At 46.1% G+C, this 14,290-nt stretch carries 16 protein-coding genes; 3 read left to right on the top strand and 13 right to left on the bottom strand.

Translation table 11 applies throughout. The features are described from left to right. Nucleotides 1-7: 7 nt before the first annotated feature. On the top strand, nucleotides 8-2,095 hold the full coding sequence (locus tag EP073_RS02985; protein WP_164885251.1) for a PAS domain S-box protein: 2,088 nt from the start codon (nucleotides 8-10) through the stop codon (nucleotides 2,093-2,095). Between the two features lie 26 nt (nucleotides 2,096-2,121). On the opposite strand, the gene EP073_RS02980 is transcribed toward EP073_RS02985, so the two are convergent. From EP073_RS02980 to EP073_RS02960, 5 genes are all read right to left on the bottom strand, one after another. After that, nucleotides 2,122-2,547 (bottom strand): protein-export chaperone SecB, encoded by a 426-nt coding sequence (locus EP073_RS02980; protein ID WP_128465686.1) that lies wholly within the window; start codon nucleotides 2,545-2,547, stop codon nucleotides 2,122-2,124. 4 nt (nucleotides 2,548-2,551) lie between these two features. Further along, nucleotides 2,552-3,067: a type II TA system antitoxin MqsA family protein gene (locus EP073_RS02975; protein ID WP_164885250.1), complete on the bottom strand. Its 516-nt coding sequence runs from the start codon at nucleotides 3,065-3,067 to the stop codon at nucleotides 2,552-2,554. A 1-nt stretch (nucleotide 3,068) separates the two neighbouring features. Then, entirely contained in the window at nucleotides 3,069-3,398 is a 330-nt protein-coding gene (locus tag EP073_RS02970) for a type II toxin-antitoxin system MqsR family toxin (protein ID WP_128465684.1), read from the bottom strand. 180 nt (nucleotides 3,399-3,578) lie between these two features. Next, entirely contained in the window at nucleotides 3,579-5,654 is a 2,076-nt protein-coding gene (gene rnr, locus EP073_RS02965) for a ribonuclease R (RefSeq protein WP_128465683.1), read from the bottom strand. Beyond that, the gene (locus EP073_RS02960) at nucleotides 5,647-7,038 is read right to left on the bottom strand and encodes a sigma-54-dependent transcriptional regulator (protein WP_128465682.1); all 1,392 of its coding nucleotides are present in this window, start codon (nucleotides 7,036-7,038) and stop codon (nucleotides 5,647-5,649) included. Before EP073_RS02960 ends, rnr begins: the two co-directional genes overlap by 8 nt. A gap of 305 nt (nucleotides 7,039-7,343) precedes the next feature. Between EP073_RS02960 and EP073_RS02955 the strand changes: the two genes are divergently transcribed. Further along, nucleotides 7,344-8,600, top strand: a complete 1,257-nt coding sequence (locus EP073_RS02955) for a cyclic di-GMP phosphodiesterase (protein ID WP_128465681.1) — start codon at nucleotides 7,344-7,346, stop codon at nucleotides 8,598-8,600. 23 nt (nucleotides 8,601-8,623) lie between these two features. Here the strand turns inward: EP073_RS02955 and EP073_RS02950 are convergent, their stop codons facing one another. Beyond that, nucleotides 8,624-8,923, bottom strand: coding sequence for a hypothetical protein (locus EP073_RS02950; protein ID WP_128465680.1), 300 nt, complete (start codon nucleotides 8,921-8,923; stop codon nucleotides 8,624-8,626). Nucleotides 8,924-9,250: 327 nt separating this feature from the next. Between EP073_RS02950 and murI the strand changes: the two genes are divergently transcribed. Then, nucleotides 9,251-10,021 carry a glutamate racemase gene (murI, locus tag EP073_RS02945; protein ID WP_128465679.1) on the top strand — a complete coding sequence of 257 codons (771 nt, stop codon included), beginning with the start codon at nucleotides 9,251-9,253 and terminating at the stop codon, nucleotides 10,019-10,021. Nucleotide 10,022: 1 nt separating this feature from the next. Here the strand turns inward: murI and fliQ are convergent, their stop codons facing one another. The 7 genes from fliQ to EP073_RS02910 are packed head-to-tail and all read right to left on the bottom strand — an operon-like array spanning nucleotide 10,023 to nucleotide 14,205. Then, the gene (gene fliQ, locus EP073_RS02940) at nucleotides 10,023-10,295 is read right to left on the bottom strand and encodes a flagellar biosynthesis protein FliQ (RefSeq protein ID WP_128465678.1); all 273 of its coding nucleotides are present in this window, start codon (nucleotides 10,293-10,295) and stop codon (nucleotides 10,023-10,025) included. Between the two features lie 24 nt (nucleotides 10,296-10,319). Further along, nucleotides 10,320-11,036 carry a flagellar type III secretion system pore protein FliP gene (fliP, locus tag EP073_RS02935; RefSeq protein WP_128465677.1) on the bottom strand — a complete coding sequence of 239 codons (717 nt, stop codon included), beginning with the start codon at nucleotides 11,034-11,036 and terminating at the stop codon, nucleotides 10,320-10,322. Between the two features lie 14 nt (nucleotides 11,037-11,050). Continuing rightward, on the bottom strand, nucleotides 11,051-11,836 hold the full coding sequence (locus EP073_RS02930) for a FliO/MopB family protein (protein WP_128465676.1): 786 nt from the start codon (nucleotides 11,834-11,836) through the stop codon (nucleotides 11,051-11,053). Beyond that, on the bottom strand, nucleotides 11,829-12,110 hold the full coding sequence (locus EP073_RS02925) for a FliM/FliN family flagellar motor switch protein (protein WP_128465675.1): 282 nt from the start codon (nucleotides 12,108-12,110) through the stop codon (nucleotides 11,829-11,831). The genes EP073_RS02930 and EP073_RS02925 overlap by 8 nt, the downstream gene beginning before the upstream one ends. Before the next feature lie 10 nt (nucleotides 12,111-12,120). Beyond that, nucleotides 12,121-12,642, bottom strand: coding sequence for a flagellar basal body-associated FliL family protein (locus EP073_RS02920; RefSeq protein WP_128465674.1), 522 nt, complete (start codon nucleotides 12,640-12,642; stop codon nucleotides 12,121-12,123). After that, nucleotides 12,642-13,388, bottom strand: a complete 747-nt coding sequence (locus tag EP073_RS02915; protein ID WP_128465673.1) for an OmpA/MotB family protein — start codon at nucleotides 13,386-13,388, stop codon at nucleotides 12,642-12,644. Before EP073_RS02915 ends, EP073_RS02920 begins: the two co-directional genes overlap by 1 nt. A 52-nt stretch (nucleotides 13,389-13,440) precedes the next feature. After that, the gene (locus EP073_RS02910; RefSeq protein ID WP_128465672.1) at nucleotides 13,441-14,205 is read right to left on the bottom strand and encodes a motility protein A; all 765 of its coding nucleotides are present in this window, start codon (nucleotides 14,203-14,205) and stop codon (nucleotides 13,441-13,443) included. Nucleotides 14,206-14,290: the final 85 nt, after the last annotated feature.

Below are 14,290 nucleotides of genomic sequence, written 5' to 3'. Positions count from 1 at the left end.
AGATGTGATGACCGTAAATTACTGTGTCTATGACAACCCTCCGATGATAAAAATCAGCAATAAAAACAGTGTGGGCGGAATCGGCGCAGACATTATAAACTATGTCGCCGAAAAGGAAAATCTGCGGATAAACTACATCATCTCCACATGGGACGGATGTCTCGGCATGCTTGAAACGGGCGGGGCGGACATTATATTCCCCATAGCTTTCTCACGGGAAAGGGCAGCGCTTTACCATTTTAATGACGAAACAGTGCTTACCAACTGGGGGCAGATATACTCCGGCGAAAAGCAAAAAATCACTTCAATACCCGATCTTGTAGGCAAAAAAATAGCCGTTATAGAATCAGACATATACTTCAAAAGCGATCAGGGGCTTAAAGGGCTTGTCAAAGCCTTCAATATCGATGTCACCTTCGTATACGCCGAAAGCTACCGTGAAATTATCGAAGCGGTGGACTCCGGCAGAGCGGACGCTGGGCTGATCAACAGGCTCTTCGGGCAGCTTAACGAAAACAGCTACAATGTAAGACGCACACCCATCCTCATACACCCGATAGAAATACGTTTCGCCATGCCGAAAGGCAAGCAGAAGAGCCTTGTTCTCTCCGTAATGACCGATACACACATAGCCGAAATGAAGAGCGACAAGAACTCCGTCTATCACAAATCACTCGATAAATGGATGGGAGTTAAGGAGAAGAACGACTTCTCCTCAACTCTGAGACTGATAACAGTCGGTCTGGGGGTTCCTCTCGTTTTTCTCTTCCTCATCAGTCTTTTTCTTGAGAAAAAAATCAAAAGGAAAACCGGAGAGCTCAGCGAAATAAACGGTCTTCTCATGAAAGAGATTGAGGAGAGAAAGCAGGCTGAGGAAAAACTCAAAAACAGCGAAGAAAAATACAGCAGCCTTTTCCAGACTTCAGCGGATCCGATCATAATCATGGATTCCGAAGGGGTTATTCAGGACGCTAACAACGCGGTGGAAAGGCAGATAGGCTATACCTGCGATGAACTGAAAAACAGAAAAATCACCTCACTCTTCCCCGAGTTTGAGCTTGATGAAAATATGCCAAATCTTATTCAGGAGAACAGACAGCATTTTGAAAAAGAACTCTACCGCAAAAACGGCGACAAATTTGACTCAGAAATCGCCACAAACTCATTCACAGCGGGAGACAACAGGTTCGTCCAGATAATCATCAGGGATATAACAGTCCGCAAGAAGACCCAGCAGATACTGGCGCAGAAGAAAAAAGATCTCGAAAAACGGGTTCAGGAAGAGGTTGAGCATAACCGCATTCAGGAGCAGATGCTTATGCAGCAGTCCAAGCTCGCGGCTATGGGACAGATGATCAACGCCATAGCCCACCAGTGGCGACAGCCGCTCACAACAATCGGTCTTTACGTTCAGGATGTGGAGGATGCTTTTGAGTACGGCGAGCTGAATATGGACTACATCAGCCAGTTCAGGGATCACTGCATGGAGCAGATAGCCTACATGTCCAAAACCATTGATGACTTCCGAAATTTCTTCAAACCCGACAAGGAGAAGGAAATCTTCGACATATGCGAGATCATGCGGGAGGTTCTCTCGCTGATCAATCCGCAGCTTATCAACAATAACATTGAACTGAAAATATTCTACGGCGAGCATCAGGTGATACTGAAACCCGGCATGATCGAACTGCCCAGCCAGATAAAATGTGTGACCTCATACGGATACCCCAATGAGTTCAAACAGGTTCTTCTGAACCTTATCTCAAACGCCAGAGACGCCATAATAGAATCCCGAAGCTCGGGCTCGCAGGAATCAGGGCTTGTTAAGCTGATAGTGGAGCCGGAGGGGGATATTGTTAAGATGACCCTTGAGGATAACGGCTGCGGTATTCCTGACGATATAAGGGACAGGGTCTTTGAACCTTATTTCTCCACAAAGGAGGAAGGACAGGGAGTCGGAATAGGTCTGTATATGTCCAAAATAATCATTGAGAACAATATGGAAGGCAGAATATACGCCAATGAATGCGCCACAGGAGCAAGCTTCACCATTGAATTAAAGCAGTGGAATATCGGAAAAGTGCCGTCAAATTAACAATCGCAATCCGGAACTGCTCTCGCTTAAGTATCTGATTCTTCTTGTTGCTTGCTTTTGTTGTACCTGTCAACGAAATTAAACGACTCCAAGATTAATGGTTCAAGACCTGCTGATTGAGTGAGATAGGTGATTTTTTCTCTGATGTAAGGGAACATTATTGCACAACAATTAACATTCAGGGCAAACTCTTTTTGTTCTTCATCCTGTAGTTCATCCAACAAAAATGAAGCCACCCCGATAGCTTCAATTATCAGATCTTTTTCCTTATTTTCTATACTTAAATCCATTTGAACTTGGTAATTTTTACCTTTTTGGCTTACCGGAACGTGGTTATTTTTTAATTTGATAGAGATATTTAGGTTTTTCCCTTTTGAGACCCTTTTATAAACATCGGGTGCGACAATGATCCTGATATTCGGAAAGATAATGTTTTCCATTTTAAGCTTCATATCGTTACCCGCAAAAAGCAAGAGAACCACAATTTGAGTGGTTCTCTCTTGTCTTAGTTTTATAAATATTTTTATGTTTCCTGACAGGAAATATTTCTATACAATCTTCCAAAAAGTTTAATTCAATGGCTTTTTCTATGGCTCTGTCCCTGTTGCTGATCATGAGACGCAAGTGTTCATCTGTCTGCTTGCTCTGTACTGCAAAACCGCCTTCATATCTGGAAATGGTTTTTGGAGCCATTCCCAACATTATAGAAAGCTGCTCTTGAGTTACTCCTAGGCTTTTTCTGAATGCCTTTATTTCTTCACCCAATAACAGTCCTTGTTTTTTCCTTTTAATATCACTGACTGTCTTGTTAATTACACTTTCAGATTCTTTAGTGTAAAACGACTCTCCGCACTCATCGCACTCAATGTACTTGAGATTAAGTTTAGTTGCGTACTCTTCTTTGCCAACTACCAGTTCTTTTTCAAATATTTTTGTCATAGTCGAATTGCATAAACCGCATTCTGCTTTCATGTTACTCCTCCCAGCCATAATGCGTACTTATTATGACTGTGAAATCTTTAGGATTTTCTTGCATTTTGATATACATACGCCCAAGTTCCGATGTAACCTTGTACACATCTTGATAGATTCCCTGTCTTTCTTTTGATTCCATGGATTTATAAAACTCACTGTCATAGATACTGAGAATTACCTCTATGACAGTATCTTCATCAGTTTCGGAATCAGCTAACTCTTCTTTAGCTCTCAATGTAAAACGATAACGTTCATTCCTGATGTTTTCCTTGAGCTTATTGAGATGATAGTGGGGTTCTGTATAGCTCGTCTTTTTAGAATCGGACATTCGTACCTCTTCTTAACTAAAAAGTATCACCATGTAACTTTTTCAGCAAGGTTTATTTATTAAATAACTGCCCATAAGGTCTGCTAGCTGTGCCTCTTTTTATTTACTGAGACCTTTCGTTTTCATAGCAAGAATATTTCATAAATTTAAAAACCAGAACATCCCGCGGAAAGACATACCCTAACCTTTGGCTATCACGAACTCCGCCTCAAGCATGTCATAGCTTATACGGTCCGGCATGACCTCCACATAGTCGCCTACACGGAACATATTCTTTTTCCTTCTTCCCACCAGAGCGTTTCCGTCATCACTGACCGCGTAGTAATCCCCCTCAAGTGAAGATGTGTGCACATAACCCTGAAGCATGAGCTTATCAAGGAACACGAACATGCCGTTGGCGTTGACCCTGCTGATGTAGGCGCTGTAGGGCTCGTCAAAATGGCTGTAAAGGTATTTCAGAATTTTGAATTTCTGTATGTCTCTCTCAGCCTGAACGGAGTTTTGCTCGGCTGTGCTGCAAAGAGCCGCTAAGGTTTCAAGCCTGCCCCCGTCTATCTCATACGGATCATTGAACAGAACGGTTGCCAGAAGCCTGTGCACCAGAAGGTCGGGGTAACGGCGTATGGGGCTTGTGAAGTGTGTGTATGATTCCGAAGCCAGCCCGAAATGCCCTATATTGGCCGTGGCGTAAACAGCTTTAGCCATGGCGCGAACGAGCTGTCCGCCGAGTACATGGGCATATTTGGAATCATTCACCCTGTCGCAGACCTCACGCACCGCAATGGTGTCGATCGTATCCCCGAAACTCACCGGTATGCCGAAGGATGCGCACATGTTCTCGTACTCCTCAAGCTTCTGTCTGTCCGGTTTGTCGTGCACACGGTAGATCGATGCTGACGCGTGCTGCTCAAGATATTCAGACACCGCTTCGTTTGCCTCGATCATAAAATTTTCTATGAGTCTGTGGGCGATATTTCTCTCAAGAGGATGAACATCTTTCAGATCACCGTTTTCATCAAATTCAAATACAGGTTCAGGCAGATCGAAATCCAGCATGCCTTCGCTGCTTCTGCGCTTCATGATTTTTCCGGCAAGCTCGGCGGAAGCGGAAATAAGGAAATTGAGATCCTTGCTCCTCGTCTTCTCCCTGCCCTCCAGAACATCAAAGACATATGTGTAGGTCAGTCTCTTATCGCTTTTTATTACGGAGCGGTAGAACTTCTGTCCGGTTCTCTTTCCGCTGCTGTCAAACTCCATTGCCGCAGTCAGCGTGAGTCTCTTGGTGTCGGGGCGGAGGCTGCAAAGGTCGTTTGAAAGCTTCTCCGGCAGCATGGGGATGGCAAATTCGGGAAAATATGTGCTGGTTCCCCGTTTGAGCGCTTCCTTATCCAGATACGTATCAGGGCGGACGAAATGGCTCACGTCCGCAATATGGACATACAGCCTGTGACCGTTTTCCGTTTTTTCTATGGAGATGGCATCGTCAAAATCTCTGGCGGTTTCGCCGTCAATGGTCACGGTGAAAAGCTCCGTGAAATCGGTGCGCCTGCCAGCGTTTTTCTTAAGCTTCTCCGCGCTCTCCTCAACCTCCTGCATTACCCGTTTGGGGAATTCACGCTCAAGGTTGTATTTGGCAAGGACAATCTCGTTTTCTATGCCCTTGTCGTCTATCGTGCCGAGTTTTTTTACAATCTTCCCTTCGGGGCGGCGCTTCTTATCCGGATAGACAGTAAGCTCGACTATGACTATATCCCCCTCCTCGACTCCTTTGGCGTGGACTTCGGGGATGAAAATGTCGTAAAGGAATTTTTTATCCAGCGGCATGCAGTATATGGCATATCGGGATTTTTCTATGCGTCCCACAACCTTCTGCATGCTGCGGCTGATGATTTTCACCACCCTTGCCTCGGTCTTGCCTCTGAATTTCTCCAGACTGACCGCCACAATATCGCCGTTCAGAGCATTTCCGGTCTTCATAGATGGTACAAAGTAATCGCTCCCGCCGCCGGAAAGCGGGCTGAGGAAGGCGTAGCCCTCGGGGTGAAAGTCTATTTTGCCTGTGATAAGGTTTATTTCCTTTGCAGGGGCGTACCTGCCGGATTTCAGCTTAATCAGCTCCCCCGTGCGGGTGAGTTCGTTTATTATCTTTTTTACCAGTTTTTTATCTATTCCCATCTGCTTGGCGATAACGCCGGAGGGGAGAGGGTTGTCGTTTTTTTCAAATACTTTAAGAAGTTCTTTTTTTAAATCAGTCAAATCCGTGTTCCTTCGCTTTTTTGCGTAAAGTGTTTCTGTTTATTCCCAATAACTTAGCCGAGACAGACTTATTGCCGTCCGTTCTTTCCAGAACTGCTCTCATAAGGGGATATTCCACAATTTTCATATATTCTTCAAAGGCGTTATAGCTCTCTGAAAGGGTTTCCGCCTCCACTATGCTTGAGGCGAGTTTGAAAAGCTCATCGGACAGACAGGAGGCATCCTTCTCCTGCGCTGTGCTGAAAAGCTTCTGAGGCAGACTCTGCTTGGTCACCTCATCAGTGTCTGTATTTACTATGGCATACTGGATAATATTTTCCAGCTCCCTGATGTTGCCCTGCCAGCGGTATTTAGCCATGGCACCCAGAGCCTCGCCGCTGATTTTGAGCACCCTGTTCTTGATGTTCCTGTACTTCCTCAGGAAATGGTTGGCAAGATAGGGTATGTCCTCTTTCCTGTCCCTGAGCGGCGGCAGCTCTATGGAGACTACATTCAGCCTGTAGAAAAGATCCTCACGGAACTTCCCGTTCTCCACAAGCCCTTCAAGGTTTTTGTTTGACGCGGCGATGATTCTGGTGTCCAGCTTTACGGTGCGGCTTGAACCCACAGGGTTTATCTCTTTCTCCTGAATAACTCTCAGCAGCTTGGACTGAAGAGAGAAATCCATCTCGGAAATTTCATCAAGGAAGATTGTTCCGCCGTTGGCTTCCTCAAACTTGCCCTTTTTGTCCGTAACGGCGCCGGTGAATGAGCCCTTGGAGTGACCGAAGAGCTCGCTCTCCATGAGATCAGAGGGGATAGCCGCCATATTGATCGGCACAAAGGGCTTGCCGCTGCGGTTGCTCATCTCGTGAATCATGTGGGCTATGACTTCTTTGCCGGTGCCGGATTCGCCGCATATAAGAACATTTATATTAGCGCCGGAGATCTTGCCTATGAGCTTGTAGATCTCAAGCATCTTACGGTTCTTGGTCTCAAAGTCGTAGCTTGCGCTTTCGGTTTCCTCGGTTTCGCCGTGATCACCTGCAAGATTGAGGATCTTGGCTCTCAGCTCCGCAAGGTCGAACGGTTTCGGAAAAAAGTCTGTCGCGCCGGATTTTATGCTTTCTATAACGTTGGAGCCAGTATCCTGAGCTGTCATTATGATGAAATGCACATGGGGGTAAATCTTTGACCACTCCCTGACAAGGGCTATACCGTTGCTGTCGCCGAGAAAAAGATCCACAAAGCAGATGCTTACCCCTCCGGCGGAGAGGATGATCTCGCCGTCCTTGTGGCTGCCGGTTGTTGTCACGCTTATTTTATCGTCTTCCAGCCCTTCCTTGAAGAGCCATAAAATGTTTTCTTCATCGTCAATTACTAAAATTCTGATTCTGTCCTTCATGAGGGTTTCCTAAAGAGAGGCATAGCCTGAAACTTAAACATCTGCCTATTTATTATACATCCTTATAATTTACCCAATTAGCCGCAGTTACGCCAGCATTTACTACAGAAAACAGACTTTTTATTTGTTTCCCGCATAAAAGAGAACCTGTACAGCCTTAACAGGCAGAAACCGCAGAGACGCCCGAATACATATAAATGACCACTACAATGCTAATTATTCCTTTTGTTAATAATCATATGGTTTATATTGTGTTATTCATTAATTAAAGTTATCATTCGGTAATACACACACGGAAACACAGAATGAAAATTGAACGCAGGATACATATTTCCGAACTTAAAACAGGGATGACAGTGACCCGCACCGAAAAGGACGGGCTGCATTTCCCTTTCTTTGATAAAGAACTTACAGACCCGCGCTCCGTTAATGTTCTCAAAAACTCCGGTGTATCATACATATACATTCTGGAAGAAAAGGACGCTGAGGAAGATAAAGAAGGCGAACTCACCGACAGACTCACAGCGATGATGGACAGCTCCGTTGAAACCTCAGACTACTTTCTCATCGATTCCTCCCCTGCAATCAGCGACATAATTCAGGCGCGCGCGATATTTGAAAACATACGCTGCAAGGCGCGGGAACTCCTCGAAGGTCTCAGACAGAGCGGAAAAATCGATTCCCGCACGGCAGAGGAAATAACCTCTGAACTGGTAGAGGTCAGCAGCCACAAGCCCGGCATTTTCACAGCCATGACTCATCTGAAAAATCAGGACGACTACACCTACAGCCACTCTCTGAATGTCGCTGTGATTTCCCTTGCTCTGGGGAAGCGGCTCGGAAAATCCGCTGATGAGCTCAAAACCATATGTCTCAGCGGACTTCTGCATGATGTCGGCATGGCGAGAATCAGCGGCAGCATCATACACAAGCCCGGGAAGCTCACTGACGATGAATATACCGAGATAAAAAGGCATCCGGAATACGGCTATAAAATGCTTACCGCAAACGACCGCCTCCCCTCCGAGACAGCGATGACAGCTCTCCAGCATCACGAAAAATCGGACGGAAGCGGCTACCCGCTGGGCTTATCCGAGAGACAGATAAGCAATATCACAAAGATCGTCTCCATCGCCGATGTTTATGATGCCATCACCAGCAAGAAGACCTACAACCACGAAAGAACGCCGTCAGAAGCGCTGAAAATCCTTTTCAGCTGGTCTGGCAAGCATTTTAATGAGACACTGGTAAAGTTCTTCATCAACACAATCGGCATATATCCGGTGGGAACCCTCGTGATGCTTGATTCCGGCGAAATAGCCGTAATACTTGAACCGAACAGAAAAGATCTGACCCGTCCGAAGGTTCTGGTAGTTACAGATGAAAAAAGAGAAAAGCTCGAAAAATCACATATATTTGATCTTGCCCGCTATGATCTGAAGACAATGAAGCCTCTGAAAACCATAGTTTCGTCCATTAACCCGAAACAGCACGCAATAAACAGCGAGCAGGAGCTTGACAGGTTCGCTAAACGTTTTAAAAACGCTGTCATGGAAGCCTGACCGCTTTTACCGAAAATGCGGTCTCAGGCAGTTTTTTCTTCGTAATCCTCAATATTCACACAAATATAGCAAACCTTGCCCGTCTCAGGGCATCTGCCTGCCCTGTAAACCTCGCTTGCCTTAAACTCGTTATCCATAGCCTCGTCCACAGCATCGGAAACAGCCTTCATAAAAGCTTCGGGAGAATCCACAAATGAAAGATCTGCAAATTTCAGTTTCTCTTCAAACTCATCCTTTCCGCAGGATCGGATAAACTCTTTGGTATAATCAAAACTGAAAACTCCCGGAGCCGTTTTTTCACCTAAAAACAGCTTGATATACATCAAGTCAACTCCGTAATAAAATTAGCGCCTGTATGTAAACTGAATAAACCAGCTAAATATCAGCAGTTTAAATAAAGCGACTCTCCGCTGCGTATTTCATATTATATCATAAGACAAGCGAAGGTAAAAATAAATCAGAAAAAAATACTTCTTTCTGTGTAATTTTAATACTTAATCTATAATATCCTGAGATGAGAAAAGGTTAAATCAAATAAATTATTTTGTTGTTTTAATCATACCGGATTACTTACTGACGGATGCAAAAATAAGTTAAGCGCTCCCAAAGCGTCTATTGCCGAACATAAATCTTTGAGGTATAAAGTCCGAATGGCTATAGGCGTTTTTGACTCAGGAATCGGCGGACTCACGGTTTTTAAATCCATTGCGGAGCATTTTCCCGCACTGGACATCTACTACCTCGGCGACACAGCCAGAGTGCCCTACGGCGGCAAATCCCGGGAAACCATAATCAGCTACAGTCTGGAATGCGCCGAATACCTCATTACAAAATGCGGCGCCGAAGCTATCGTAATAGCCTGCAACACAGCCTCATCCTACGCTGTTGACATAATTTCCGAAAAATTTCATGTTCCCGTCACAGGTGTTGTGCTTCCCGGTGCGGAGCAGGCTCTGAGAGTCTCCAAAAAAGGGAAAATAGGCGTTATAGGCACCAGAGCAACCATACGCAGCGGCTCATACCGCGCGGCACTGGAAACCATGTCTGAAATTGAGCTCGATATATACGAAAACGCCTGTCCGCTGTTTGTTCCCATTGTTGAGGAAATGATGACGGAAAGCCCTATAGCGGAGCTCGCCGTGAAGATGTATCTGGAGGAACTCAGCAAAAAAGGGATAGACACACTCGTTCTGGGCTGCACCCACTATCCTCTCCTCAAAAATACCATAACCAGACTTTATCCTCAGTTCAGCATTGTGGATTCATCGGAAGTAATAATAGAGCATCTGATAAGAAGCGGTCTGAATACATCGGGAAAAAGCGTGAGAAAGCTGTTCTTCACTGACGAATCGCCGGCGATGGAAATACTGCGGAACGAACTCGCCTCAGGTGCGCCTGCGGAGATAATAAGCCTCGGCTGAGTTATTTTCCGATATACATATGGAGATTGCCGAAGATAGAGGCGCTGTAGGAAACCATTTTCTGAAGCATCCACGGGGCAAAAACTATCACAGCCACAACCACCGCGACTATTTTCGGAATGAATGAAAGGGTCATTTCCTGAATCTGCGTTACAGACTGGAATATACTGACGACAAGCCCGACTGCAAGACCGAAAATAAGCATGGGCGAAGCTATGAGCAGCGCCATCTTAAGAGCATCGGAAAGAAGAGCTATTACAGTATCAGAAGTCATTTTTCACCAGCCTTGGCTCAAGCACTACATAAAACTTTTTATAAGTGATGAGACTATCAGCCCCCAGCCGTCCACAAGAACGAACAGAAGTATCTTGAACGGAACGGAGATCATCACAGGCGGCAGCATCATCATACCCATTGACAGAAGCACGCTCGCCACCACAAAATCAATGATAAGAAACGGCAGAAACAGCAGGAAGCCCATCTGGAAAGCGGTTTGCAGCTCACTGACAACAAATGAGGAAAGCAGAACGAAATCGGGAATATCATCTACTGTTTTCGGCTTTTCACCGCCTGCTATATCTATAAACATGCGCATATCTTTCTTGCGAGTGTTTTTAAGCATAAATTCGCGGAAGGGCTTTTTCGCTTCGGTGAGCATTTCCGCGAACCCCATCTCCTCCGCGAAATAGGGCTGGAGCCCCTTCTCATACGCCTGATTGAAAACAGGAGTCATTATGAAAAAGGTAAGAAACAGCGCAAGCCCCACCAGAACCTGATTAGGGGGCATCTGCTGCGTACCCATTGCTGTTCTGAGAAAAGAGAATACTATTAGTATCCTCGTAAAAGAGGTCATGAGTATGAGAATTGAGGGTGCAAGGGTAACTATGGTTATAAAGAAGATGATCTGAAGCGTAATTGCGACGTCATCAGGATTCTGCGCCGCCTCAAGCCCGAACCGGAAAGCGGGGAACGGGATCGGATCTGCGGCTATGGCGCCAAGAGGAGCCAGAAGCATGAAAAGGGTGAAAATCAGCGTTTTTTTATTGATTTCAGTTTCTCCCTGATTATGTTTCTTGAGGCGTCAAGATCAGTCTTAACATCAGAACCCTTGGAGAAGAAGTTCAGGTATGAACCGAACTCGCCCTTCCTCGCGAAGCCTGATTTTATCTTATGCACTTCCGCTTCGTCCGTGACTTTTTCAATTAAATTAACAGACATATCCGTAACGCCGAAAATGTAGACCGCGTCCCCCAGCTCATAAAAAAACAGGCTCTTGCGTATCTCAAGGTCAACCTTGCCGAGAAGCCTGCCCGAGCCCGGCAGCTCCGAGAGCACCCTGCGGGAAAGCATCCTGCGGGTAAGCCAGTATATGACGAGAATTATCACAACAACAACGGCAAGCCCCGTCACCATCCTGACGTAGGCTCCGGGTCCGGTGGCGGAAGGGACTGCGGGAGCGGCTGCGAAGGAGAAGGTGACATCAAGCCCCTTCTCCGCTGTTTCCACCTTCGGCTCCTCAGCGGCTGTTTCAAAATCCACTATGAGCTTTTTCCTGTCACCTTCGGAATGTATGTATGCCTGAGAGGCGGGAGAATCCCAGAACTCCTCTGAATAAACAGCCTCCTCCACGGTCTGGAAGCTGATTATGTATGATTTATCAAGCTTTATGATGTTTACATCGGAATAGCCTTTTTCAAACTGAATACTGATCCTCAGGGAGTTGTCCGTGAGCTCCGATTTGACTGCCGCCGCATTAGCGGAGAATGAGCATAAAAAAAACAAAAAAGCGGCGGTTAAGAGCCGGATTTTAGCCATAGATTCCGTCTTTGTACATTTCGGTGAGTTTTTCCTTGTCCAATATCTCTGTGATACGTATAGCAAACCTGTCATCAAGAACCATCACTTCACCGAGGGCGAGGGGCTTGTTATTCACAAGGAAATCCACCGGTTCGCCGGAGGTCTTGTTGAACTTGAGGATAGTTCCCTTCTCCCAGTTCAGCATTTCCCTTACGGACACTTTTTTACGCCCCAGCTCGACTCTTATGTCAAAAAGAACCTCACCGAACTGGTTTCTCGCATGCTCTATCATCAAAGCCCTCTTACTGGATAACAAATTCGGTAACATAAACATTGGCGATCTGCCCTGCGGCGAGGAGAGAATTTATTCTCCTCATAATCTGCTGTTTCATTATCATCTTGCCCTGCGCGGAGTTTATCTCCTCATATCGCTTGGATGAAAGTATGGTTATTATCGCGTCCCTGATCTGAGGAACACGCTTATCTATTTCTTCTTTAAGACCTTTTACGGCGGTAAGCTCAATCTGAAGAGTGACGCGCAGGTATCTGGTTCCTCCGGGGTCTGCAAGGTTGACCACAAAGGATTCCAGAGGGTAAAGCTCGCCTATCTGAGCGATTGCTTCGCTCGGAGCCGCTTCAGGAGCGGCAGAAGCAGCCGCCGCAGGCTGGGCTGCCTGATTGGGATTAGGCTTAAGGAAAAGGAAATAAGCCGCTCCGCCTCCGCCGAGAAGCACAAGCAGAAGGAGAATAATAATGATCAGTTTGAGTTTAGACTTTTTCTTCCCTCCCTGCTCCGGTTGGGTGTCTTTTTCGTCTGCCGCCATTACTGTCCTCCGTTGTCTTCTTCAAAAATATTTTTATTGGTTTCCGCAAATTCGGGGCTCACAAGGTTTATCTCAACCCTGCGGTTTCTTGCCCTGTTCTCATCAGTGATATTGGGCAGAAGAGGATGAAACTCTCCGAACCCTCCCGCCGAAAGGCTCTGAGGGTTGACTCCTTCGGTAATCAGAAAGCGCACCACAGAGACTGATCTGGCTGTCGAAAGTTCCCAGTTGGAAGGAAATCGTGCCGAACGGGAAGGCGTGTCATCCGTATGCCCTTCTACATGAGTGTAATACGGAGAGTCAACTATAACTGTTCCCACTTTTCTTAGAAATGGTATTGCTTCACCCTGAACATCCGCACTGCCCGGGGCAAAAAGCAGAGAATCCAGAACTCTTATGGAGACACCCTTTTTGGTTTCTATGACGCTGACAACATCGGAGAGGTTTGCGGATTTGACATAATCACGAAGGGTTTCCGCTGTCTGTGCGTTTGAACTCCCTGTCTGGTCAATTACGTTGATTCGGGTCATTATGTTCTGAGCGCTCACTTCATTGCGGCTTCCGCTTAGGAGACCGGATGAACCCTGAAACGAACCGAGGGATTCGAGAATTTTCTTTTTATCCAGCGTCGACATGGAAACAAGCAGAACGAAGAATGTAAGCAGAAGCATGTTCATGTCAGTGAAAGTGGTCATCCACTTAGGGGAGCCCTTTTCACAGTCGCAGGACTTTTTCTTTTCGGACATTAGATCAAACCTGCCTTTTTATGAGCCCGCTCTCAGCCGGAACGGGCAGGAATCAGTCAAACTGAGATTTACGTTTGTTAGGCGAAAGATAAGCGTTGAGCTTCTGTTCGACTATCCTAGGGTTGTCCCCCGCCTGAATAGCCATTATGCCGCCGATCATAATCTGTCTCTGGAGAACTTCCTCTCCGGAACGCACCTTAAGCTTGCCTGAAATAGGTGTCGCGAACATGTTCATTATAATAGAACCGTAAAAAGTGGTGATAAGAGCGACAGCCATCGCAGGACCTATCGCCGAAGGATCGCTGAGACTCTGAAGCATCGCGACAAGCCCCACAAGCGTACCGATCATACCCATTGCGGGCGCGAAATCCGCAATAGAGGTGAAAATACCAGCGCCCTCTTTATGCCTTTCCTGCATGTATTCCAGTTCGGTTTCAAGAATCGTTTTGATAACCTCAGGCTCGGTTCCGTCAACAGCGAGGCGTATCCCTTTTTTCAGGAACTCGTCCGAAACTTCGTCTTCAGCGGATTCAAGAGAGAGAATGCCGTCTCTTCTCGCTTTTACGGCGAAACCGACAAGCTGCTGTATAAGCTCTGCCGTGTCAGCGGACTTGTTGAAGAAAGCCTTCATCATTACTTTGGTGAGACCTGTTATCCTGTCCAGCGGGTAGTTGATCAGCACAATGCCCAGAGTACCGCCGATAACGATAAGCACCGAAGGGTAATCGACATAAACCCCGACCCCCGCGCCTATTACAAGCGCAACGATAAGAAGAATATATGACAATAGAAACCCGATAATCGTTGCTAAATCCATACGTTCCCGTCCGACTGCATTATTCAAAGAATAAACTTTGATATAAACATTTTGTACTATTCTACCCTTAAAAGATACAGGAACG

Origin of the sequence: Geovibrio thiophilus, assembly GCF_004087915.1 — a bacterium.
GTDB lineage: Bacteria > Chrysiogenota > Deferribacteres > Deferribacterales > Geovibrionaceae > Geovibrio > Geovibrio thiophilus.
Note: the sequence above shows the minus strand (reverse complement) of the source record. Positions and strands in the feature narration are given on the sequence as shown.

Coding starts and splice junctions, on each gene's coding strand:
- fliP (WP_128465677.1), bottom strand. CDS start 11,036: ATGCTTCTGGCTCCTCTTGGCGCCATAGCCGCAGATCCGATCCCGTTC.
- EP073_RS02955 (WP_128465681.1), top strand. CDS start 7,344: ATGAAAATTGAACGCAGGATACATATTTCCGAACTTAAAACAGGGATG.
- EP073_RS02985 (WP_164885251.1), top strand. CDS start 8: ATGACCGTAAATTACTGTGTCTATGACAACCCTCCGATGATAAAAATC.
- EP073_RS02930 (WP_128465676.1), bottom strand. CDS start 11,836: ATGGCTAAAATCCGGCTCTTAACCGCCGCTTTTTTGTTTTTTTTATGC.
- fliQ (WP_128465678.1), bottom strand. CDS start 10,295: ATGACTTCTGATACTGTAATAGCTCTTCTTTCCGATGCTCTTAAGATG.
- EP073_RS02970 (WP_128465684.1), bottom strand. CDS start 3,398: ATGTCCGATTCTAAAAAGACGAGCTATACAGAACCCCACTATCATCTC.
- EP073_RS02915 (WP_128465673.1), bottom strand. CDS start 13,388: ATGTCCGAAAAGAAAAAGTCCTGCGACTGTGAAAAGGGCTCCCCTAAG.
- EP073_RS02925 (WP_128465675.1), bottom strand. CDS start 12,110: ATGATAGAGCATGCGAGAAACCAGTTCGGTGAGGTTCTTTTTGACATA.
- EP073_RS02980 (WP_128465686.1), bottom strand. CDS start 2,547: ATGAAGCTTAAAATGGAAAACATTATCTTTCCGAATATCAGGATCATT.
- EP073_RS02975 (WP_164885250.1), bottom strand. CDS start 3,067: ATGAAAGCAGAATGCGGTTTATGCAATTCGACTATGACAAAAATATTT.
- EP073_RS02960 (WP_128465682.1), bottom strand. CDS start 7,038: ATGAAGGACAGAATCAGAATTTTAGTAATTGACGATGAAGAAAACATT.
- EP073_RS02920 (WP_128465674.1), bottom strand. CDS start 12,642: ATGGCGGCAGACGAAAAAGACACCCAACCGGAGCAGGGAGGGAAGAAA.
- EP073_RS02950 (WP_128465680.1), bottom strand. CDS start 8,923: ATGTATATCAAGCTGTTTTTAGGTGAAAAAACGGCTCCGGGAGTTTTC.
- EP073_RS02910 (WP_128465672.1), bottom strand. CDS start 14,205: ATGGATTTAGCAACGATTATCGGGTTTCTATTGTCATATATTCTTCTT.
- murI (WP_128465679.1), top strand. CDS start 9,251: ATGGCTATAGGCGTTTTTGACTCAGGAATCGGCGGACTCACGGTTTTT.